The 22857-nt window shown below is 37.4% G+C and carries 24 protein-coding genes, 1 tRNA gene and 1 pseudogene; 13 read left to right on the forward strand and 13 right to left on the reverse strand.

The features are described 5' to 3' along the window. Nucleotides 1-143: 143 nt before the first annotated feature. Nucleotides 144-737, forward strand: coding sequence for a hypothetical protein (locus AC5WOF_RS04565; RefSeq protein ID WP_496048753.1), 594 nt, complete (start codon nucleotides 144-146; stop codon nucleotides 735-737). A 162-nt stretch (nucleotides 738-899) separates the two neighbouring features. Next, nucleotides 900-1490, forward strand: coding sequence for a hypothetical protein (locus tag AC5WOF_RS04570; protein ID WP_496048754.1), 591 nt, complete (start codon nucleotides 900-902; stop codon nucleotides 1488-1490). Between the two features lie 42 nt (nucleotides 1491-1532). Here the strand turns inward: AC5WOF_RS04570 and AC5WOF_RS04575 are convergent, their stop codons facing one another. Beyond that, complete coding sequence (locus AC5WOF_RS04575; RefSeq protein WP_496048755.1) at nucleotides 1533-1754, reverse strand: hypothetical protein; 222 nt, start codon at nucleotides 1752-1754, stop codon at nucleotides 1533-1535. A gap of 116 nt (nucleotides 1755-1870) precedes the next feature. After that, complete coding sequence (locus AC5WOF_RS04580) at nucleotides 1871-2203, reverse strand: metal-sensitive transcriptional regulator (protein ID WP_496048756.1); 333 nt, start codon at nucleotides 2201-2203, stop codon at nucleotides 1871-1873. Nucleotides 2204-2878: 675 nt separating this feature from the next. Between AC5WOF_RS04580 and AC5WOF_RS04585 the strand changes: the two genes are divergently transcribed. Continuing rightward, complete coding sequence (locus AC5WOF_RS04585; protein WP_496048757.1) at nucleotides 2879-3250, forward strand: hypothetical protein; 372 nt, start codon at nucleotides 2879-2881, stop codon at nucleotides 3248-3250. Nucleotides 3251-3274: 24 nt separating this feature from the next. Further along, a complete protein-coding gene (locus AC5WOF_RS04590; protein ID WP_496048758.1) occupies nucleotides 3275-3595 on the forward strand; it encodes an antibiotic biosynthesis monooxygenase in 321 nt (106 codons plus the stop codon). Between the two features lie 82 nt (nucleotides 3596-3677). Here AC5WOF_RS04590 and AC5WOF_RS04595 read toward each other — a convergent pair whose 3' ends face one another. From AC5WOF_RS04595 to AC5WOF_RS04615, 5 genes are all read right to left on the reverse strand, one after another. Further along, complete coding sequence (locus AC5WOF_RS04595; RefSeq protein ID WP_496048759.1) at nucleotides 3678-4049, reverse strand: hypothetical protein; 372 nt, start codon at nucleotides 4047-4049, stop codon at nucleotides 3678-3680. Nucleotides 4050-4153: 104 nt separating this feature from the next. Beyond that, entirely contained in the window at nucleotides 4154-4828 is a 675-nt protein-coding gene (locus AC5WOF_RS04600; RefSeq protein WP_496048760.1) for a phosphatase PAP2 family protein, read from the reverse strand. 5 nt (nucleotides 4829-4833) lie between these two features. After that, nucleotides 4834-5712: a hypothetical protein gene (locus AC5WOF_RS04605; RefSeq protein WP_496048761.1), complete on the reverse strand. Its 879-nt coding sequence runs from the start codon at nucleotides 5710-5712 to the stop codon at nucleotides 4834-4836. After that, entirely contained in the window at nucleotides 5709-6227 is a 519-nt protein-coding gene (locus AC5WOF_RS04610) for an anti-sigma factor family protein (protein ID WP_496048762.1), read from the reverse strand. Before AC5WOF_RS04610 ends, AC5WOF_RS04605 begins: the two co-directional genes overlap by 4 nt. 5 nt (nucleotides 6228-6232) lie before the next feature. After that, complete coding sequence (locus AC5WOF_RS04615) at nucleotides 6233-6775, reverse strand: RNA polymerase sigma factor (protein ID WP_496048763.1); 543 nt, start codon at nucleotides 6773-6775, stop codon at nucleotides 6233-6235. A gap of 296 nt (nucleotides 6776-7071) precedes the next feature. Here AC5WOF_RS04615 and AC5WOF_RS04620 point away from each other — a divergent pair, with 296 nt between their 5' ends. Continuing rightward, on the forward strand, nucleotides 7072-7875 hold the full coding sequence (locus AC5WOF_RS04620; protein WP_496048764.1) for a polysaccharide deacetylase family protein: 804 nt from the start codon (nucleotides 7072-7074) through the stop codon (nucleotides 7873-7875). Nucleotides 7876-7922: 47 nt separating this feature from the next. Here the strand turns inward: AC5WOF_RS04620 and AC5WOF_RS04625 are convergent, their stop codons facing one another. Then, nucleotides 7923-9005, reverse strand: coding sequence for a low temperature requirement protein A (locus tag AC5WOF_RS04625; protein ID WP_496048765.1), 1083 nt, complete (start codon nucleotides 9003-9005; stop codon nucleotides 7923-7925). A gap of 273 nt (nucleotides 9006-9278) precedes the next feature. Between AC5WOF_RS04625 and AC5WOF_RS04630 the strand changes: the two genes are divergently transcribed. From AC5WOF_RS04630 to AC5WOF_RS04650, 5 genes are all read left to right on the forward strand, one after another. Next, a complete protein-coding gene (locus AC5WOF_RS04630; protein WP_496048766.1) occupies nucleotides 9279-9698 on the forward strand; it encodes a hypothetical protein in 420 nt (139 codons plus the stop codon). 146 nt (nucleotides 9699-9844) lie between these two features. Continuing rightward, nucleotides 9845-10360, forward strand: a complete 516-nt coding sequence (locus AC5WOF_RS04635; protein ID WP_496048767.1) for a hypothetical protein — start codon at nucleotides 9845-9847, stop codon at nucleotides 10358-10360. A 204-nt stretch (nucleotides 10361-10564) separates the two neighbouring features. Then, a complete protein-coding gene (locus AC5WOF_RS04640; RefSeq protein ID WP_496048768.1) occupies nucleotides 10565-11233 on the forward strand; it encodes a phosphatase PAP2 family protein in 669 nt (222 codons plus the stop codon). 183 nt (nucleotides 11234-11416) lie between these two features. Beyond that, nucleotides 11417-12061 (forward strand): class I SAM-dependent methyltransferase, encoded by a 645-nt coding sequence (locus tag AC5WOF_RS04645; protein WP_496048769.1) that lies wholly within the window; start codon nucleotides 11417-11419, stop codon nucleotides 12059-12061. A gap of 192 nt (nucleotides 12062-12253) precedes the next feature. Next, nucleotides 12254-12330, forward strand: a tRNA-Arg gene (locus AC5WOF_RS04650). Nucleotides 12331-12903: 573 nt separating this feature from the next. On the opposite strand, the pseudogene AC5WOF_RS04655 reads toward AC5WOF_RS04650, so the two are convergent. Beyond that, nucleotides 12904-13699 (reverse strand): annotated as a pseudogene (locus AC5WOF_RS04655) (DUF2935 domain-containing protein). Nucleotides 13700-14080: 381 nt separating this feature from the next. Between AC5WOF_RS04655 and AC5WOF_RS04660 the strand changes: the two are divergent. From AC5WOF_RS04660 to AC5WOF_RS04670, 3 genes are all read left to right on the forward strand, one after another. After that, nucleotides 14081-15079, forward strand: a complete 999-nt coding sequence (locus tag AC5WOF_RS04660; RefSeq protein ID WP_496048770.1) for an NADP-dependent oxidoreductase — start codon at nucleotides 14081-14083, stop codon at nucleotides 15077-15079. A gap of 127 nt (nucleotides 15080-15206) precedes the next feature. Then, nucleotides 15207-18071: a protein kinase domain-containing protein gene (locus AC5WOF_RS04665; protein WP_496048771.1), complete on the forward strand. Its 2865-nt coding sequence runs from the start codon at nucleotides 15207-15209 to the stop codon at nucleotides 18069-18071. Nucleotides 18072-18210: 139 nt separating this feature from the next. Beyond that, nucleotides 18211-19668 carry a protein kinase domain-containing protein gene (locus tag AC5WOF_RS04670; protein WP_496048772.1) on the forward strand — a complete coding sequence of 486 codons (1458 nt, stop codon included), beginning with the start codon at nucleotides 18211-18213 and terminating at the stop codon, nucleotides 19666-19668. Between the two features lie 138 nt (nucleotides 19669-19806). On the opposite strand, the gene AC5WOF_RS04675 is transcribed toward AC5WOF_RS04670, so the two are convergent. The 4 genes from AC5WOF_RS04675 to AC5WOF_RS04690 form a co-directional block, all read right to left on the reverse strand. After that, on the reverse strand, nucleotides 19807-20535 hold the full coding sequence (locus AC5WOF_RS04675) for a polysaccharide deacetylase family protein (RefSeq protein ID WP_496048773.1): 729 nt from the start codon (nucleotides 20533-20535) through the stop codon (nucleotides 19807-19809). 200 nt (nucleotides 20536-20735) lie between these two features. Further along, entirely contained in the window at nucleotides 20736-20858 is a 123-nt protein-coding gene (locus tag AC5WOF_RS04680) for a hypothetical protein (RefSeq protein WP_496048774.1), read from the reverse strand. A gap of 206 nt (nucleotides 20859-21064) precedes the next feature. Continuing rightward, nucleotides 21065-21862, reverse strand: coding sequence for a COG4705 family protein (locus AC5WOF_RS04685; protein WP_496048775.1), 798 nt, complete (start codon nucleotides 21860-21862; stop codon nucleotides 21065-21067). A 156-nt stretch (nucleotides 21863-22018) separates the two neighbouring features. Then, nucleotides 22019-22822 (reverse strand): COG4705 family protein, encoded by an 804-nt coding sequence (locus AC5WOF_RS04690; protein ID WP_496048776.1) that lies wholly within the window; start codon nucleotides 22820-22822, stop codon nucleotides 22019-22021. Nucleotides 22823-22857: the final 35 nt, after the last annotated feature.

Genomic DNA, 22857 nt, shown 5'->3' on the forward strand with positions numbered 1-22857 from the left:
GATACAAAAAGAGTCAATATTCGCTATATGAAACGAAAGAAACCCGCGGATCTGGTTTGCATTTTTCTAATAAAGTAAAAAATACTCTGATGGAACAGTAGATAGAATATAAAATGAATACCAATCAGAAAAGGAAGTACAATATGCCGGTACAAAAGACACAGCAAAAAAATACTTATTCTCACCTCTTGATAACTATCATGACTATCGTTTTCGTTCCACTTCTTCTCATCGGATGTGCATGGCTGGCCCAGCATCCTTCTCTTGATATAATTGGCGTCTTTCTTGCACTCTTCGTGATCTGTATCGCTTGGGCACTATGTGGTGCAGGCCCAGGTACTTTTGTTAGTATTACTGCATTTGCCTTTCTACTGTTTGTCGGCCCTGCACTACATGACATATCAATGGAAAAATCCGGAGTTCAGTATTCTGCTATTTTAGCAAATATAGCTCATGAAAATAATCGAAAAGGTGCAGATTGGAATTGCACAATTGTAACAACAGATGGAAAGCCTGTACGATACACGATGACAGAAGCAACGGGCTGTTGGGATAACTTAAAGGTTGGACAAAAAGTAAACGTTGTAGTAGACCCTTCTGGTTGGCTTCGACCAATGCTTGCAACGAATTTAGATGGTTCAATCACTCAGCAAATTTGGACTTCCGTTGGAATCGGGCTGCTGATGGAAATCTTTATTTTGTATGGAAGATTGCGGAGAAAAAAGATCACTGCATAGTGTGTAGCAGTGATTTTTTTTATGAAAAAGACCAAACAATTCACACTCGCTTCTTATTTACAGAAAAATACAATAAATTCAAAAGGATAAGTATTTTATCCTCCGCCTTATTGTATAATTAATCGAAAGATAAAGATAATATCACAGAAAAGGATGTTATCAGTGGAAACACAAAAAACACAGAATGGTATTTCTGTTTCCTACACGATGGTCACTATATCCTTACTGATCGTTATCCCTCTGCTTCTCATCGGCTGCGCATGGCTCATTGATCATCCACCTTTTATGTTCATTGGTTATTTACTTGCTCTTTTTATTATCGCGATAATTTCCATTCGTGGATTTTCACTTGGTATATTAGTCGGCTTCGCTTCTTTTGCATTTCTGATGTATGCAGGTGCTGCCATACATTATGTATCCATGGAAAAGTTAGGAGTAAAAGAGCTTGCCATCGTTGTAGATATACAACTATTCAACGGAAATCAACAAGAGGAAACTCAAGATTGTAAATTAGTCACAATGGACAAAAAACCAATTCGTTATCCCCTCACTAAAGCTACTGGCTGTTGGGGTTTAAAAATAGGCCAGCAAGCAACCATTTTAGAAGACCCATCGGGATGGTTTCCTCCTATCGTCGCAAACCGAGTAGAAGAAAACAGTACAGAAGCGCTTTGGATTTCCTCAGGAATTGGACTATTACTGGAAATCCTTATTCTAAATAGTAGACGAAAATTAAGTCGCAGAGCCATATAGGAAACCACTGCTATCTATTAAGCAGTGGTTTCCTTTTCTTTACTATCTATTTGACCTACGAAAACAATATCGTGCAAAATATCCTACTAATACGGGAACGATTATAGCACCGATAACTCTTCCTAAACGCTCAGCAGAATCACCACCACTTGCACCAGCAATATTGTTTACAGCGGCTAATGCCAAAAGTACAGTAAGTGCAACACACACATAACCAAGTATTTTCCAACCTGTATGGACTTTCTTTTCTCGATCAGGATGCAACAAAGACAACTCCTTTACTATGGCTTGCTTTCTGAAATATCAGTTGGACTTATACTATTTTAACGAAAAAAAGACAGAGACGTAAAATGGGATAACTCGTCCCGGTGTCTATCCTCTTATTTCATCAACTTGTTGACAGTAATCAATAGTTCATCAATTACCTCTTCATCGCCTTCCTGAAATCGTTCTACTACACACGTTTTCAAATGCTGTTCTAGCAGCAGTTTGCCAACACCATTCAATGCGGATTGAATGGAAGCAATTTGGTTTAACACATCATCGCAATACGTATCCTTTTCTATTAATCCTTTGACACCACGAACTTGTCCTTCTATTCGACTTAAACGGTTCATCAAATTTTTCTTGATCTTATCAGAGTGATGACTTTTGCGGACATCCTCTACATGACAAGCTTCTTGTGTCAATTTTTCATTTGTATTTATATCCATTATCATTCTCTCCGATCTTAGAAACTGATACTTCCCCTTATTTTAACATAGCCCCCTACCCTATATCCACTCCATTTGTCCCTTGCTTGCTATTAGGGAACAAAGCGACCGGCTGATGTCATCTGTCAGTCGGTCGTTTGATTTTTACAAATAAAAAAACGAGGAATTTCCCTCGCCTTCTTTTATATCAATTGGAAATATCGCATTGGGTGACCGGCTGATCTGTATTCGCACACAGATCAGCCGGCCTTGTCTCCAACTAACAGGAACGATCAGCTCCTATTACCGGAGATTGGAGTAGTCCCTTGCGAGCTCCCGCTGCTCTTCGGGGGTACTCGGGTACTGCGTCTGATCCTGCGGTTCAGACTGACCCGTTCCCTGATTCTCTTCGGTGGGATCGGCGGTCATGTGCACCTCCATGAGGTAGACGCAGAGATAGCCTTATTGCTACCTCTAATCATAGGATACAACAGTATAACGATAATATCATCCCATTATTCGAATTTAAAAAAGATTAAATTTATACAACACACTAAAAAAAGTACTTTCTCCTAACAGAAAAAAATGGCAGTAGATGAATACCTACAAAATATCACTTTGACACTTTGTATACAAACGTATACAATTAAAATCGTAGTCAGTTGTATACAAACGCATACAAACAGGAGGGGTTTCATGAGATATCCCGGATTTAAAGAGTATGAGAGGTTCAAGCATCACTTTGGTGAGGAGCATAGGCGAAGAGAACATAAGATGCACAGACATGGGGCTAAAACGTTTCGCAGAGGCAGAGCCATCGCTTTCTTGGAGATGCTGAATATGAAACGATCTACCCTTAAACAACAATTAAATTCAGCCGAACTTCAATCCATCCACCCCGTTCTAGTAGGGGAATTAAAAGCAGTGGAAATGGTCATCAATGAGTTTGTTCACTTATTTGAACTTCATGAATTTGAAGAAGATGGATCAAGCAGCATAGGAAAAGCAGATCAAGGAAATCTCTCCGACATGGAGACTTCTAACGATGAGAAGAAAGAAGAAGACTGAATTATTTATATGGGAGGTAATAGGGTGTTTGTGCAGCTAAGGAAAATGACCGTCACAGAAGGAAATGCCGAACAAGTAGTCCAGCGATTCAGCCAAGAAGGGATCATTGAAAAACAAGATGGGTTTATTGATTCAACTATCATGGTCAAGAAAGCTCGACGTGGTGATGAAGAAATAATCGTCTTGATACGGTGGGAATCAAAAGAACACTGGAAACAATGGGGGAAAAGCGAAGCACATATCGCCCAGCATAAAGCAAAAATCGGAAAACCAAAACCAGAATATATCCTTGGTATGGAAGTCAGGAAGTATGAAGTAAAGGCTGTCAAAAAAGCAGCAGAATAGTATTTTATAAGCTGTTTTAGCTTTAAATCGGCGGGACGCCGGCTCTGGTACCACATCGGTACCAGAGCGGTGCCCCCCACCCCTAACTGTCGGACCGCATCAGATCCAAGGGGACGAGGCGAACGATCTTCTGCTCGATGGCGTGGATCACGTGCGGATCGGTCTGGCCGCGGAGCTCGTTGACCAGCTCCAGCAACTCCTCCGCCTTGGTCAGGTAAGGCTTGGCCCCTCGATACGGGCTTACCCCCCTCTGACCGATGGGGAGCATCTCCATCTCGTACCCTGTATCGCGGAGCTTCGCAGCTGCCCGCCGGTACCACCTGATGGAGTCTTGGGCGAGAATCAGCAGCTTCTGAAGCCACCGATTCTCGCCCTCTTCGATTGCGTCGCGCACCTGCTGTACGTCAACACCATCCTCTTCGATCTGGTTGAACAGATCATCCAAGCTGCTCACCTTGTCCTCCTCACAACTAGGGCTGGTTACCTATAGCTTAACACAGATGTCTGTCCAAATAAAAAGAATACTCCTACAAAGAGTGAAACTAACTTCTTGTATGTCTAGAAGTTAGTTTCACTCTTCTCTCTTGCCCCAATTACAAGCCTCAAACCTATTAAACAAATCGTTAACCATACTCCACCAGCTGCATATCCAGCTAGAACATCACTTGGATAATGGACTCCTAAATAAATTCGACTCAAACCAACCATCACGATCATAATAACAGTACATAGGAACATGATAACTTTTGGTGTTCTAGATTTTAAAAACACCATGAATAACATACAAATCATTCCATAAAAAATAAACGAAGCCATGGAATGTCCGCTGGGAAAACTATAGCCTGTTTCTTGAATGAGACGATGCAAAGTTGGTCTTTGGCGATGAAAAATCCACTTGAGTAATAGATTAAACAGCCCTCCTCCTCCTATCGCAATGACAAGAAACAAAGCTTCCCATCTTTTTCTTTGCCATAGCATACACAATACAGTAATGATAAGAAATAATATTAATGCTAGTGGAGAACCAAAAAAGGTAAAGACTTTCATGATGGAAGTAAGTTTTGGATTAATAAATGTCTCTACCCAATCGATAATCGTTTGGTCGAAGTGAAATAAGTCAGCTTCCACCAGTTCATCAGCAAATCTGGCAAAGACAAAAGTGAAAAAGGATAAAAACAAGGTAGAAATTAGTATATAATTTTTGGTATGTGCTAAAACCTTAGACCAGTTCATCTATTTCATCCTTTAATTTTCCGTTTGCTCCATCTATCCTTTTTCTCCCATAACCATGTAGTCATGAGACCTAACGATAACCAATGAAGACCTAATAACAAAATTCCTCCTAATAATGGAAAGTTAATAACAGACGCAAGGATAGCTGAACCAACTGCTGCGATCAGCCATTTTTCGCGGCCCCTTATCAAGGAAATCTGCTCGCCGATCATGATCGAAACAGCCGTTAAACTAATGATGCTAAAGACGATGAGGATAAGGGCTAAAATAATGAGGATCGGTATTCCAATAATACTAATGATAAGAAGGCTAGCAATAGCAAGCAATAATAAACTTGTTGTTATACCTATTAGCATTGTTTGTTTTAACTCTTGACGAATTCTCACAATAAAAGGTTCGATTCGTTGCTGTGTGATGAGAACAGTCGCTATAGGCAGAATGAACAGTAACAAACTTAAAGAGAATCGAAAGAACCACCAACCAAACATAAAACTGCTGGTGATCAGCAAATTGTTTGCCATTTGATTGTCAAAAGACAGATGGAAAATTTCATCTGTAACTTTGGCTCCTGGCTCCTGTGTGATCTTTCCACCTATGACGAGTACTAATTCTTCTACATGTGCATTTTTCTTAATATGAAGATTACCACCTACCACGATGATTTCTCTAGCCGATCCTGCTAATGTAACATCACTGCCAAACTCGACGACATGATCGATTTTTTGTCCCTCGGAAATTACCAAATCTTTATGTGAAAACACCGTATTATTGTTAGAAAAGGGCAAGGTATCTGCACTATTTGATGCATATACATTTCCGCTTCCCATCCATATATACCCAAAAACACAAAATAGGAGATTTAATAAAATGAACTTCCGTTTCATTGTTGTATCTCCACCTTTTTTGAACTCAACAATAGGCGTAAAGACCAAAGCGATGCCCCTATCAAAGGAATACAGAAAATAGCTACAGTTAGACTTAAGTATGGTATAGCAGAAAAAACGGTATGAAAACTATGAACGAGATGGTACAAAATACGAATAGGAGTAAAAGAAAATAGACTCCCTAATAGAAAAAACAGAGATATATGGATGACAAGCAGAAGTAAAATACTACTTATGGTACTCCAACGTAAGGCCGTATACGAAAGGATACCTTGTATTTCTCGATAAGTTTGCTCTTCATCAGAATATATTCCTGCCATTACCTTGCTGGTTATATCCTTCGGTAATAAAATGCTTTCAAAAGTATTTTTTAGTTGCCCATTCATCCAAGTGAAATCTTCATATAGTTCGAGGCAATCTGTACAATCTTGCAAATGCTTCTCTACTACTAATCTTTCCTGCTCTTTCAATTCATTATCTACATAGGCAGATAGCAAATGATCCACATGTTGCATTTTGATCACCCCTCTCTTTTTAATTCTTTTCGTAATGTCATACGAGCCGTATGTATTCTTGATTTGACAGTTCCTTCAGGAATATCCATCATTTTCGCTATATCTTGATATGAATATCCTTGTATTTCTCTGAGTAGAAAAACGGAACGATGCTCAGAAGATAGAGACTCTAAAGCTTGATATAAATCCATTTCCAATTGTTTTTGTTCGATAGGAAGATTTGAGTTATGAATACTCTCTATTTTATTTGTTAGCCAATCACTGACAACCACTTTCTCTTTATATCGCTTCTTTAAACGATCATTGCATAAATGATACACAATCTTACTTAACCAAGAAGTGAAAGCAAAGGGACTTTTTAGATTCTCCAAAGAGAAATAGGCTTTGATAAAAGCTTCTTGAAGGACATCTTCTGCCTCAATGGTATCATTTAACATAGCTACAGCTTGATAGTATACCTGTCTTTTGTACCGCTCTACAAGGGCTTCAAATGCATTTTTATCCCCTTGTTTTGCTTTGGTGATCAGATCGTAAAGCTCTTGGTCCACACCCTACCCTCTCCTGCCTCCACTTCAATAAGAAAGTTCATACCTTAATAGACGGTGAACAACACTCAAAAGTTCATCTACTACTCATTATTTATATTTTCTTTTTTTTTATACGATTGATAAAATGTATTTTCGTCCTATCTAAAATCAATAAAAGAAAAAAATGATAAAAAATACTTGTTTGGTGAACTTTTCTTGTACTTCAGTCGTCTTTTTTATTGTTTATAATAGGCTTAGCTTTATAAGAACAACTTTGTGGCATATCACGAAAAGCTACAAAAAAGGAGTTTTCACAAATGTTACATTTTGTTGAGGGGCATTTTCTAGTGACAGAAATAATATTTATCGTAATTCTATTTTTTGTTTATGCAATCCTTCCGGCTATCGCTACTTTGGGATTAGGTATTGGGGTATACAAAAGAAGACCTATCCAGCATGGATTAGCCTTTACTTTTGATGATGGTCCTGATCCAACATATACTCCTCAACTGCTAGATCTTTTAAAAAAATATAATATCAAAGCTACCTTCTTTACTCTTGGGTCGAAAGTAGAAAAATACCCGAATTTAATTCGTCGTATGCATCTTGAGGGACACTTGATCGGTGTGCACAATTATGTACATAAATCTAATTGGTTTCGTACACCATGGGCCCTTCATCGTGAATTGAATCGATCAGCTTCACTTATTGAACAAATCACTGGAGTCCGTCCCATTTTTTATCGACCTCCTTGGGGTTTACTGAACTTATTTGACTTTGGATTACGAAAACATTTTCAAATTATACTGTGGTCCCTAATGGTTGGCGATTGGAAAAGTAAGGGAGGAAGCGAGAGAATTAAGAAAAATTTACTTCAAAACATAAAAGACGGGGATATTATTCTGTTACATGATAGTGGAGATACATTGGGTGCTGATATCGATGCTCCATCGTTTACAATCGAAGCACTGGAATATGTTTTCCAAAATGTTCTCCACAAAGGATATCACTGTATAAGAGTAGATGAAATGGTGAAAAAAAAATTCTTCCCTCCAATTGCTTCTTCACAAAGCCATTCTGGCGCAGAACAATATGTGCAAAAGAACCAATTGGGTTCATAGTTTTCACAGCCTTAGAGTTGAAAGTAACCTGATCAAAGTGAGTTTGATCAGGTTACTTTTTTAAAGACTAGAAAGAAGATACAGAGTTCTAGAAAGATGACCAAGTTGGAAACAATCACAAAGTAGTCAAAGATTAAAAAGATAACCAATAAGACAAATAATAGACCCAAATGGGAAAACTTTAGTTTATGCTCTTCGATTCGATATTGATGAAACACCAAAATGGTAGAGATTACATACAGGAATACGATAGAAAAAGTTAACACCAATAAAAATTTGTAATCCATCTTGTATAAAGAAGATAGTTGCAAAAGTGCCGCAATAACACTTAAAGATAGATAAATAAATAAGTGACCATAAATGATAGATTGACCGGATGAAGCTATTTGCTTATCTAACTTTTCTTCCAAATTATCATAATATTGCCACCACATAACAATTACGATAATAAATGAGAGTAAAGCAAATGCAATTGTCCTCCAATTTAGATCTTCTATGTTAAGAATTGCAATCAAACTAACGATAGATTCACCAAATAAAATGATTGTAAATAAACCAAACCGCTCGAACAAGTGTCCGAGATGAGTAGGCACCCTTTTTAAATATTTGCGTCCAAACACAGGAATGAATACATCAATAAATATTCCTAAATACAAAACGAAATATCTTAACCATGAATCAAAAAATAAAGAACATAAAGAAATCAAAATGCCGATGAAAAAGCCATAACCTAAATATGCTGCTGTCTGTTTGCGTACACCTTTTTCCTTACGACTAATCCATAAATACTGGAGTGAAGTAAGAAAACGAATCCCAACATATCCAATGAGAAAAGTAAAATAATAGGTGTCAAAATCGACATGGAGGCTTGCAGTCATCAATAGAACAAAAAACATTTGCACTATCATAAATAAACGATGCCTAACTGTATCCTCTCCAAATCTGTTCATAAAAAGAGATTGCCCAACCCACGCCCACCAAATAGGAACAAACATCAACAAAAATTTTAATAAATATTCGAATGGAATCTTACCATGATGTTCATGTAGTAATACATGGGTCGTTTTTGCAATAGCTGCTACAAAAATGAGATCATAGAAAAGTTCCAGCCAAGTAACCTTTTTGTCCATCCTTCCTCCCTCGACGCTGTAATCATTCGAGCAGTTACACAAATGATTAATTGTCTTTTTCTTTTTAACTGTAGTATTTTAACGATTGTATCATTTCATACTTACGATGAAATTTCTAGCCTATCGATTATCGTGCAAGAACCATAACAGTTTTCCATAACAAGCAAAAAAACGACAGTTGCTTATTTTGAGGCATCTTGCTCCTCCCTCCCCACATCACCATCTATTTGTTATAATGGCAATAATTAGAATGATCAAGGAGAGACAACTGTTATGATCACAAAATTATATGCCAAAAATAAATTAACACCGGATGAATTATCTTACTTAGAAAAACTGGTCAAAGAATGTATTTTATTTTTCACCAAACACCTTTTATGCAAAGGCAGTCCAATCTTAAACCCTCCATCTAATAGGGAATATGTGAAAACAACTAACCAATTAAATGCTTTGAAGAACCTAAAAGAAAAGTTTCAACTTCGTAAATTAGAAAGAATAAACACAATAGAGTTTCAAAGCCTTACAAAATTAGTTGATGAAAGATTAGAAACACTAGAGTTTGAGTCTCAGAAACTTTCTTTCGAAGCTGCATTTGCTGAGCAGACAGAACGAATAGAAATAAACAAATTACTAGATAAATACATAGAAGAAGAAATAAAACTGAAAATTATACAATCTAAATTACAACCTTAATGGGCAATTTACTTATTGTTATCATATACCCTGTGAATTATTTTAAAAATGCATGAAAGTGAGTTATATTTTTCCTATACCAAATGAAATAAATGTAAACTAGAATGATAGCAACAGTTCGTGTGAAAACAGCAGGAGTGATTATTTTGGAATTTCATACAATTTTAGCGTTTAGTCGTCATTTAAATCCACTAAACTGGTATATCCGTGCGATTTTCTTAATCGTCAGCTGTTATTTTGCTTATAAACGCCACTGGCTAGGATTAGTTATTACCTTTCTTTTTATGACTTTTAGTATAGTAGGCTTAATTGCAAATGGAACGTTCGATAACCTCCACATGCAAGCAGGTCTTGAATATGAAAAAATAATATTCCACAGCCCTCTCTCTGATTTGGTTATAGCCATTCTATATCTTATATTTGCTGTATTTTTGTGTTTGGCTTTTTGGAAACACTCCATTAAATTAGGTCTTATCATATGGAATATATACTTAGTTGGAAAAATTGTATTGGGATATATTTATATGGGAGATAGTGCATGGACTACTATCAGCTATACCATTTTCGGTTTCATCATCGTAAATCGAATTGGACTTTACTTGTTACGACAGAACAGAAAAAAAAATCTTCCTAAAACAAATCATCATAACTCAAAATATTAACAGCGATCCCCTTAACCAATTGGTAAGGGGATCTTCCTATATGCACATGTTGAGACATTTGAAATAAGAAAATATGGTAAAGTTTCGTCGTAAATTTGCATATCCATGTTCTTAACAATCAAAATTTAGCTTCCCAACTTAACTAATTTCTGACAGTCAACATCAACCAACTATATACAAGTACTCCTGAAAGGATACGTTTTCATGCGAGGTTTTTCGCTATCTCGATCAACCAAAACATATATCCTATTTTCTCTTGTAATGCTTGGCTTGTTTATTACAATGTTTGGGAAGATTTCCACTGAACTAGCAGAAGGAAAGCTTTACCACTTGGACCAAACCATCATCAATTGGCTGCACACTTTTTACCCTTATCTAAATAAACCGATGAAGTTTATTACCTTTTTCGGGTCAAATGAAGGCATATTTTTACTCCTTATCATTTTTTCGACTCTATTCATTTGGATGCAAAAAAGACTGGAGGCTTTTTTTCTCATAATTGGAATAGTAGGAGCACAGTATTTCAATCTCCTTTTGAAATCCATATTCCATCGTCAACGTCCAGATTTGGATCGAATACTAATAAATTCAGGTTTTAGTTATCCGAGTGGTCATTCGATGCGGTCGATTATTTTTTATGGCATGTTATGTGTTTTGTTTGTTACAGCTATGAAATCAAATTCTGCTAAAGCTTTTATTATCATAAACACTTCTATTTTCGTTACCATGATTGGGATTGGTAAAGTTTATTTTGGAGTTCACTATCCAAGTGATATTTTAGGTGGGTATGCTGTTGGAGGAGCTTGGTTAACCATTTGCCTCATAGGGTTAAAAATAGCAAAAGACATAGAAAATCAAATAAACCATTCCTAGGCCAAGATATATAGCATTTACGCACCATATGTTAATCATTCACTTCTCTGTGAATTTCTCCTTTTTTCCTTTTGTCTATTTTTTTACTTGCTGAAAGAAAAGAGATGTGATAATTTGAGAGAAATTAACATTTAAAATCACACTATACTTATAGAAATTATAAGCATTAAAGGAGTGCACATCATGGGTCGGGAATTTTTAGACATCTTTGAGGGTTGGGCAGAAAAATATGATTCTTCGGTTTCTGGACAGGATGAAGAGTACAAGGAAGTGTTTGAACAGTATGAAGCTATTTTGCAGAATACAGCAGAGTTAGCATTTGGAAATGTGTTGGAGTTCGGGGTTGGAACAGGAAATTTAACAATAAAACTCCTTAACAACAATTTAAATATATATGGAATTGAGCCCTCGAAACCAATGAGGGATCTAGCGGTGGAAAAACTAGGTAATCGTATATCCATACAAGATGGGGATTTCCTCCAATTCCCACAACCGGATGTTCAAATCGATAGCATTGTAAGCACATATGCATTTCACCATCTAACCGATGCAGAAAAAGAAGAAGCCATTGAAAAGTATGGGGAGTTTCTTCAATCTGGCAGCAAAATACTATTCGCTGACACCATGTTTGAAAATGAAAAAGCATTTATGGATACGATTAAGCACGCAAAACGGCGTGGATTTCATCATTTAGCCGAAGATTTACAAAGGGAGTACTATACAACCATTCCCGTGTTGCGTAACATTTTAGAAAAACATGGATTTGACGTGACCTTTACTCGTTATAATCATTTTGTGTGGTTATTACATGCAACGAAAAAATTATAAAACCAAGTGCAGTCTTGCCGTTTTTGTTTTTTTGATACTCATTAATTATATAAATCGAATATTGCTCTATTACTTTTATATGTCCGGCTACACTGGACTTTTATTTTTACAGTTTCATCTTTTTTCTGCTCAATAATTAGCTTTTATACTCTACTTGTAGGAAAATTCGTTTTATAATAGAATACTCAATGAACAGGAGTGTAGCTCAGTGGTAGAGCAACACCCTTGCGAGGGATGCGGGTCAGTGGTTCAAGTCCACTCTTCCTGTTCACGCGTGGATGGTCTCAGGATCATCCACGCACCAAGATTTTTTTATTAGACATATCGAGATAATTGTGACGATAAAGTTGATTTTGCTATAGTGATTTTCAACCTGTTTGATAATAACGCAAAGAATCCCGAACCAAATGGTATCGGGATTTTTTATATTTAACAAAAACCAAAGTGAGTATACAGGCTCCATTTCCCTAGCTGCAATAAGACCTAAGCGCTTAACACAATAAACATCAGGATGAAACGTTTTTTCACCCCTCTAAATAAGCATAAAAAAGTTGATAACGAACCAAAGGGGAATTGTACGCCTTCCTAAGATTGTTTCATTAATCTTCCTAGCATGGCTAATTAAACAAACTGATCCTGGATCAATTTCATGTTTCCCTCCGGGCAAATTGATTACAAATCCTTAGGAAGTGGAACTTACTTTACTTTTTTAGCCAAAAAAAACCTTCTTCTCTTATTAAGTGTTTTACGCTGAATGAAAAATGAAGATTGTATGAATACCTATTGATCTATTTTTCTTAAGAAGATTACTCATGAGTTTCTATCAAAAAATATAAATGGATCTAACATTGGACTTGCGATAAATGCTGTTCAAACATATCAATGATTTCAAGGAATCTCTCCGCTTCCCGGAAAACATGATCTGCTAATAATGGATGAATAATACTTTTGATCCGACACTGTTCGATTAAATCACGTGCGGTTTTCTTGAAGTCTCGTAAGGATTGTACGGAAACACGATTTTGATCAAGAAACTGCCCAAGCAATGGAACTGTTTGTGATTGAGGTCGCATGGATTCTAAATCTTTTGCTTGAAAGAGTAACTGATCAAAATCGTGACTAAAATTCCTCGCAGTTTCCCCTAATTTTCGTTCAGAAGGATCTAGTAAATGACCAATAAATTTTGCATGGTCAGCCATAATACGTAAGAAGAATACATTCTCATCAATAATAGCGTCTTGTAATGGAGCTAAATTCCCTTTATTCAGTTGCTTTAATCTTCTTCGAAAGTAATTTGCTTCTCTGCTTGTATGGTCAATTAGTAATGGAAAGTTATTTTGGCCTGGAAGTTTGCAACAAATGACCAAACCTAATACTTTTCTTTTAAATGCCCAAATGCCAGTAGCAGCAACAATAACTTTTGAATTAAAACTTTTTATTTTCTTTGGATCAGTTTCCAATGAGAATGCATGGGCTCTATTTTCTATGTCTTCGAATACGGCATAATAATAATCCGCTTCTTGGATTAGTTTGGTCCTCACATCGAAATCCTAACTTGAGAAAAAGGGAGTGCTCCTTCATAATACGTGCCCAAAAACGAATCTCATCTAGTGAACGAGCTACAAAAAGATCAGACATCCACCTACCTCCATCTTCATGGCTTTCGTTTTTCTGTATTACCGCTTCCATATATGAAAAAATTCTCTTCCTTATCTTTATGAAAGAAGACAATGAAAAAGAATTAGATAGGAAATAGGATAAAGAATTACCTTAGTTTCCTTGTATATATCTGAACGAAGACCAATGGCACATAGGTAAAAGTAAGATATGATTCGTCTCGATTTTCTTTCCCAATATTGCACAGGAAAGATCTATAATTTATTCTTATACTTATTCTTTTGGTTGATTAACTTAAACTATTCGACGAATTATTTAAAAATCTAGTGTTGGATATTGAAAAGTTGATGAAGTCTTATTGAAGGCAAGCATTATATTAGATTTTATTTGGAGGTATAGACAATGAAAGCAATGGTTATTAAAAGGTATGGGAGAGTCCCAGTAACTTTAGCAGATATGCCCTTACCTGACGTTGGAGATTATGAGGTTCTCGCGGAAATTCATGCCGCTAGCATAAATCCTGTTGATTTTAAGATCCGTGATGGAAATGTAAAATTACTGATTAAACATAAGATGCCACTTATTCTAGGGAATGATTTTGCTGGAGTCGTAGCAAAGGTTGGAGCAAAAGTGACTCGTTTTAAAGTTGGAGACGAAATTTATGGTCGTCCACGCAAAAGTAAAATCGGTACTTTCGCAGAATACATCTCCATTCATGAAAACGATATAGCTCTAAAACCTAAAAATTTGAGTTTGGAGGAAGCAGCATCGATTCCACTCGTAGGTCTCACCTCATACCAAGCGTTACATGACATCCTACAATTACAAAAAGGACAGAAAATTTTGATTCATGCTGGAGCTGGTGGTGTAGGTACATTTGCTATTCAATTGGCCAAATTAATGGGAGCAACTGTTGCGACTACTGCCAGTGAAGCTGGTATTAATTTAGTAAAATCTCTTGGTGCAGATAAAATTATTAATTACAAAACAGAAAAATTCGAAGATATACTGAAAGATTATGATGCAGTATTTGATACACTCGGAGGAAAAATCATAGAAAAATCATTCCACGTTATAAAAAGCGGAGGGAAAATTGTTTCTGTTTCAGGATTACCAAATGCCCGTTTTGCTAAAGAAAATGATTTAGGACTCATTAAACAAATCTTGTTTTCAGTAGTCAGTCACAAACTTTCTAAATTTGAAAAGAAGCATAATGTACAGTATACATTTTTGTTTATGAAGCCTAGTGGAAAACAATTAAGCATTATTGCAAACTTTATTGAATCTGGAGAAATCAAACCTGTGATTGATAGAGTTTTTAGCTTTGAAGATACCCAGAAGGCACTTGAGTATTCGGAATCAGGAAGAGCAAAAGGGAAAATAATTATAAAAATTAGATAAAATATCTGTCCATTCAATAACTGCGATAAAAACGATCTCCTTCTTATTTGACTGGCAATATCATGCAATTTAAATCACTTATCACTAGTGTTAAAAGCTATAATATAAGTAAGAAGGGGGCGTTTTCATGATCGGAAGTTTACTAAATCAACGATATCGGGTTATGGATGTGCTTGGTAAAGGTGGGATGGCTGCGGTTTATTTAGCTGAAGATCAAGTTTTAGAAAGAAGAGTGGCAGTGAAAATTCCCTTTGCCACTACAGATAAACTATTGGATCAACGCTTTTTTCGAGAAGCGACGAACTTAGCTAAAATGTCCCATCCGAATATTGTAAATATTCATGATGCAAATTTGGATCAAGATTTTCCTTTTATTGTGATGGATTATGTCGATGGTGTCTCCATAGATAGAAGGATCGCAAACAAGAAGCCTATGCCAGTGCTTGATGTATTACATATCATGTTTCAAATATGCAGCGGATTAGCCTATGCACATGAGAAAGGGATTATTCATCGCGATATCAAACCTTCTAATCTCTTGATGACGAGTTCAGGAGACATTAAAATATCTGACTTCGGTATAGCTCGTCGAATGGAATCGGACACCGTATTCACACAAACGGGAGAACTTGTAGGAACGGCATTTTATTTTTCGCCTGAACAAGCGCGGAATAAGGAAGTTACACAAAAGTCCGATATCTACTCTCTTGGCATTGTGTTATACGAACTATTAACAGGAAAGCGTCCTTTTACCGCAAATGATTTTGTTGGAGTTGCGATGATGCATATACTGGAACCTATCCCTGATCCAAGACAAATCAATCCGGATATTCCCACTCCCCTCTACCTAGTAATCAAAAAAGCAACCGAAAAAGAACCAGAGAAGCGATATGAGCATGTAAGGGACATGTTTGATGATTTACAGCATGTTCTTCTCCAAATGGAAGGATCAGAACGATATTTTAAATTGGATAATGCAGATGAATCAGCAGTATCGATAGAAATAGAAAGGCGCAGCGAAACAAACATCCCAGTGTCCGCAAAGGCTGATGATGCAAAAGCAATGCTTCAGTTAGGACTGAATTTGATTGATGAGGGGCATCAAGAACGGGATATTGAAAAAGGAGAACAGTGGTTACGAACAGCTGCAAAAGCTGGAAATGTGGAGGCTATGCTTCATTTAGGAATGCTCTTGATGAAAGGAGAGAACCTAGAACAGGATATTGAAAAAGGAGAACAGTGGTTACGGGCTGCTGCTAAGGCTGGAAATGTGGAGGCTATGCTTCATTTAGGAGTTCACTTGATTGAAGGAGAGCATCTAGAGCGGGATATTGAAAAAGGAGAACAGTGGTTACGGGCTGCTGCTAAGGCTGGAAATGTAGAGGCTATGTTTTATTTAGGAATGCACTTAATTGAAGGGGATCATTTTGAACAGGATATTGAAAAAGGGGAACAATGGTTACGGGCTGCTGCTAAGGCTGGAAATGTAGAGGCTATGCTTCATTTAGGAATGCTCTTGATGGATGGGGAGCATCTAGAACAGAATGGGACGGAAGGAGAGCTATACTTACGAGCCGCTGCAAAAAAAGAGAATGTGGAAGCTATGTTTTACTTAGGAGTGCACTTAATTGAAGGGGAGCATCTAGAACAGGATATTATTGAAGGAGAACAGTGGTTACGCGATGCCGTACGGAAAGAGAATGCAGAGGCTATGTTTCTGCTTGGAAAGTATTTAATGGAAGGAGAGCATCTCCAACAGAATGTGACAGAAGGAGAACGATGGTTACGTGCCTCTGCCGAGAAAGGTTATGCAGAAGCAATGAAAGAGTTAGGATGGTATTTAAAAAAAGGAATGCATTTAGAACAAGATATTATCGAAGGAAAACAGTGGTTAATAGCCGCTGCCAAAGCTGATCCTAGTTCGATGTGCTTTTTAGCATTAGATTTGATTGAAGGAAGACGGATAGAACAAAATATTGTGGAAGGAGAGTTATACTTACGAGCTGCTGCGGAATCTGATCCGTATGCGATGTACCAATTAGGAAAACATTTGATGGAAGGGGAGCATTTAAAACAGAATATCTCGGAAGGGGAGAAGTTCTTACGGGATGCTGCGGAATCTTACCCATTTGCGATGTACTGGTTAGGGAGGTGTTTGGTTGAAGGGGATTATCTGAAACAGGATATTATGGAAGGAAAACAGTACTTACAAGCAGCTGCGGAATTGGAAGATGTTCCATACGCGATGAAGTATTTAGGAAAGCATTTGATTGAAGGAGAGTATCTGGAACAAAATATTGGGGAAGGAGAACGGTGCTTACGTTCGGCTGCTAAAAAGGACCCTGCTTCGATGCACCTGTTAGGAACATATTTGATAAGTGGAGAGTATCTAGAACAGAATATTACGGAAGGAAAAAGATACTTACATGCGGCTGCAAAAGCGAACATGTTGTATTCGTACTTTTTAGGCAGAGATTTAATAGAGGGAAATTGGTATCACCTAAAACAAGATGTAGTAGAAGGAGAACAATGGTTACGTGCCGCTGCAAAAGCTGAAAATCAATTTGCGATGTTCCTGTTAGGAAAGTATTTGATTGAAGGAAAGTATCTTCTAAACCAGAACATTTCCGAAGGAGAACAATGGCTACGTGCTGCTGCTAAAACAGAGAATGATGAGGCTATGTGTTATCTAGGAAAACACTTGATTGAAGGAAAATATCTTAAACAGAATATTATCGAAGGAGAGCGATGGTTACGGGCTGCTGCTAAATCTCAGAACGATGAGGCAATGTATTGTCTAGGGAAGTATTTGGTAGTAGGTAAGTATCTAGAACAGAATATTACAGAAGGAGAGCGATGGTTAGCTGCTGCAAAAAAAAGGAATGATGAGGAAGTATACTCTTCATCAAATGGAGAATCGATTGAAGATACTCTCGGATGGATAGCCTTCTGGATACTCATTATCTACCTCCTTCATAAGTATCTAAATTAATAAGACCGAATTTATAGAATACCGAAACACATAGTATTTAGCATATATACTCTCCTTTCCTGCTGGTAATATCATGCAAGTTAACTCTCCTATTAGTACAATTAAAAGTTATAATATTAAGTAAAAAGGGGGAATTTTCATGATCGGAAGTCTGCTAAATCAACGATATCAGATTATGGATGTGATTGGTAAAGGCGGGATGGGTGCGGTTTATTTAGCTGAAGACCACATCTTAGAAAGAAGAGTAGCAGTGAAAGTCCCCTTTTCCGATGCAGCGAAACTATTGGATCATCGCTTTGATCGAGAAGCAAAGCTGTTAGCAAAACTACCCCACCCAAATATTGTAAATATTTATGATGCAAATATGGATCAGGATATCCCTTTTATGGTGATGGAGTATGTCGATGGTGTCCCCATGGATAGATGGATCGCAAACAACAAACCGATGCCGGTAATCGATGTATTACATATCATGTTTCAAATATGCAGCGGGTTAGCCTATGCACATGAAAATGAGATCATTCATCGTGATATCAAACCATCGAATATCTTGATGACGAATTCAGGAGGAATTAAAATCTCTGACTTCGGCATAGCTCGTCGAATGGCATCGGATACCGCATTCACACAAACAGGAGAACTTATCGGAACGATGTTTTATTTTTCGCCTGAACAAGCTCAAAATAAAGATGTTACACACCAGTCTGATATCTACTCTCTTGGCATTGTGCTATACGAGCTATTGACGGGACAGCGTCCTTTTACCGCAAATGATTATATTGCAGTTGTAATGATGCATCTATTGGAACCCATTCCTGATCCAAGACAAATCAACCCGGATATTCCCACTTCCCTCTTCCAAGTAATCAAAAAAGCGACAGAAAAAATACCGGAAAATCGATATCAGCATGTAAGGGATATGTTTGATGATTTACAGCATGTTCTTCTCCAATTGGCGGGCTTAGACAATAATCCTGAAGCAGACAATGCAATTGAAGCAGCAGTATCGATAGAAATAGAAAGACACAGCGAAACAAACATCCAAGCTGAAAATGCAGATGATGTAAATGCAATGTTCCAGTTAGGATTGGATTTGTTAGATGGAAAACAGCTAGAACAGAATACAAAGGAAGGAAAACAATATTTACGAGCCGCTGCAAAAGCTGGGCATGGAGAGGCTATGCTGCGGTTAGGATGTCACTTGTTAGAGGGGGCACCTCTGGAACAGAATATAAAGGAAGGAGAGCAGTGGCTGCAAACTGCTGCAAATGCTGAGAATAAAGAAGCCATGTACTCCTTAGGAATGTATTTGATCAAAGGAGAGTATCTCGAACAGAATTTGAAGGAAGGAGAGCGGTGGTTACTAGCAGCTGCAAAAGCTGGGTATACAGAGGCCATGTACTCTTTGGGAAAGTATTTGATAAATGGAGAGTATCTCAAACAAAATAAAAAGGAAGGAGAACGATGGTTACAAGCTGCTGCAAATGCTGGAAATAAAGAGGCAGCAAAAATATTAAGCGATCGTAAAGAGACTGTGCTTTTATGTGTTTTTGTATTTTTTATGTTCTTTATGTACCTTATTGTTAAGTTTCATTAATAAGACAGAATTTGAGGAATATCTGACTTTTCAAGTAATCGTTCTATGAACCTCCTTCACTTACGCTAGCGCTTGGAGGTGGAACAAAATAATCCTTTCTTATTTTTGGTAACGAAACTTATTTTGGAATTAATAAAATTATTGTTCTGCTGCTTGTAACATTTGGGAGACGGTTACAAACTGATATCCTCGTTTTTTTAATTCTGGCAGGATTTCTTTTAAAGCCAATACTGTTTTCTCGTTCATATCATGAAACAAAATAATATCTCCATTACTAGCATTCCTTAGAACCTTATTTACAATAGATGATTTTTTTGTCCGATTACTCCAATCCTTTGTATCTTGATCCCAACTCCACATAATCATCCTAAGTTGATTTTTCTTTGCAATGCTCACCACTTGATCATTGTATACTCCACCTGGAGGCCGAAATAAATAAGGTTTCGTTCCAGTAACTTGTTCTATAGCTGTCTGAGTCATCTTTATTTCTTTGTCTAATTTTTCACCCGTTAATCGATTCAAATCGAAGTGGAAATAAGTATGGTTGGCAATTTCATGACCTTGTACCACAATAGATTTAGCGATCTTTGGATATCGATTTACTTTATTGCCTAAACAAAAAAAGGTGGCTTTCGCTTGGTATTTTTGAAGAAGAGAGAGAAGTTTTCCTGTGGTTCTCGAACTCGGACCATCGTCAAAGGTTAATGCAATCCACTTTTTATGTATGGGTTTATCCCAAAAGATTTCCTTATGGGTCTCATAATATTTTCGATCTTTAGGAGGATCATCTGCATATGCAAGATGACTAGTTAAACCTGTATTGTTTATCGTAATAAATAGAAGTATGCCAATAATCAACCATTTCATAGTAACTTTTGCTCCATCTCTAATTGTATGAAAGTAGTATGTCCATTTCCCCTAAAAGAATGCCATACATCACAAAAATCCCGTACCAAAAGGTACCGGGATCTTTTACAGAGGAAATCGAACATATTTAAGTCTAAAATATTCTCTGAATGATAAAACTACAAGATTACCAACGAATACAAGTACAAGAAGTCTAACCATCATGATTGATCTAGACTTGCCTGACTGATTTTATTCCGCGAACTGAATTGGTTAAAACGAGCAGAACCTGCAAAAAACGCAGCAACTAACCCAAGCAAAGCAAATCGAAAGAATAAAGCCATGGTTCATCGTATGTCCGAGTGTCTCTCTGGGTAACTCTTGAATGTGTAAAGGAATTCGCGCTCCTTGGTGTATTAGAAGCTCAGGATTGGTAAGAGATCCAATCTGGTCAGACGGAATATGATATTGTGATGCTGCATTCTAGAGAAAGGTAAAATGGGTTCTTTGGCTCTTTTTTCAATTTGAATGAATACCACTTCGTTTCTTGTTAATTCATTACAGAACCAGCAATTTCGTTTTTCATATCCTTACGAGTAATGGACAGAAAACCTACAAGCACCAAGATAACTATGGTCATTGCAAGACTGACAATACCTTCTCCCCATCCCAAACCTCCACGGCCCGTTGAAACCGAGATCCAATCCGAGAAAGAGGCACCTACAGGACGCGTCATGATATATGCAAACCAAAAGGCTAAGATCTGGTTCAGACCAAATAACCAATAGCCTACTGCTGGTATAATCAGGAAGACAGTGAACACTACTCCTGAAGAAAAATAGCCCAAGTGCATAGTGGATGCTGTCATATCTCCTGCAGCGGTACCTAGTGCAAATGTGATAAGCACCGTAGCCCAGTAAAATAGTTCACGTCGACGAGTATAGATACTGTGTATAGAGAGAGTTCTCTCTTTCGCATACCAAATGGAAAAGAGAACAATCATTACAATGATAAAAAAGATAGTGGATACCACATATGGGATACCTATGGCAACATGGATTACATCAGCAGCCATCGTCCCAAAAATACTTACCATCACAACGACTAACCAGTAAATCCATGCCACATATTTTTTTACGGAAAATTGCAGGATCAAAGAAACGACTAAGGCAATCCCTGTTAGCCCAACGGCAATCATGGGATTGATACTTTTGACTAGATAATCAGAAAATACTTCGCCCATTCCAGTAGTCAGTACTTTGGTTAACCAGAAGTAGGCTGTAATCTCGGGAACCTTTGTAAAGATTTGCATTCCCTGTTGCATGTTGTTAGATACAGATTTATTCATTTGTAGTTTTTTCCTCCGAATTTATACGAAATATATCCTTTATTCTCTGGAGTTCGTCCTATGAAAACGATTTGACTGTAAATTATTATTTACAGATTGAAAGATGGAGGAGAGGTTATGCTCCACCCTCTCCTAAGCGATTCTAAAGTCAACTGATTAACGAACAAGAAGCTGTTCCGTTTTGTTGGAATCATCTATTTTCGTCTTGGTTAGGTAGATGACTAAACTCAAGATGATGACAAGAAAAATAGCACTAGTTCCCGTTGTACCCAAACCAAGTCCTCCGTCGCTTCGAGGCTGGGATAGAAAATCTCCAACAGAGGCGCCAAAGGGGCGGGTCAAGATGTATGCAATCCAGAAGGATAACACTGCATTTAATTTAAAGCGATAGTGGGCGATGGTTACCACTAGAATTACGGCAGCAAACATGAGCGCTGATACCCAGTAACCTAGATCAAACCCTTCCGATATCAGATCGCCAGCAGCAGTACCAAGAGCAAAGGTAAACAAGATAGCTAGCCAGTAAAATGCTTCTCGCTTCGTAGTATTTATGGAGTGAATGGATAGAGTCCTCTCACTTGCATACCAAATGATAAATGTTGCTGCCATTAAGATGAAAAAGAAAGTTGTTGTTGTTTCGAGTGATACTCCATAATTGTCTGTGAGATTGTCTGAACCCAGCGTGCCAACAACACTGATTAGTACGACAGTGAGCCAATAAATACTCGGTATATATTTTTTTGCTCGAAACTGTAAGAACAGGGTGATAAGCAAGAGCCCACTCATAACAAAAGTTGTGTTCGTCAAACCAAAACCCAGTGTTTCATTCAGAAAGTCTGCCGCAGTCTCCCCAACCGTGGTGGCCATGATTTTAATAATCCAGAAGAAAATCGTAACCTCGGGAACCTTGTTCCAAATTTCCTGAATTCGTGATGAGCTAGTCGGTATATCACTGGACATTTTATGTGATCCTCCTTTGTTCATTCATATATCAC

This window comes from Shimazuella sp. NTD250, from assembly GCF_059510375.1.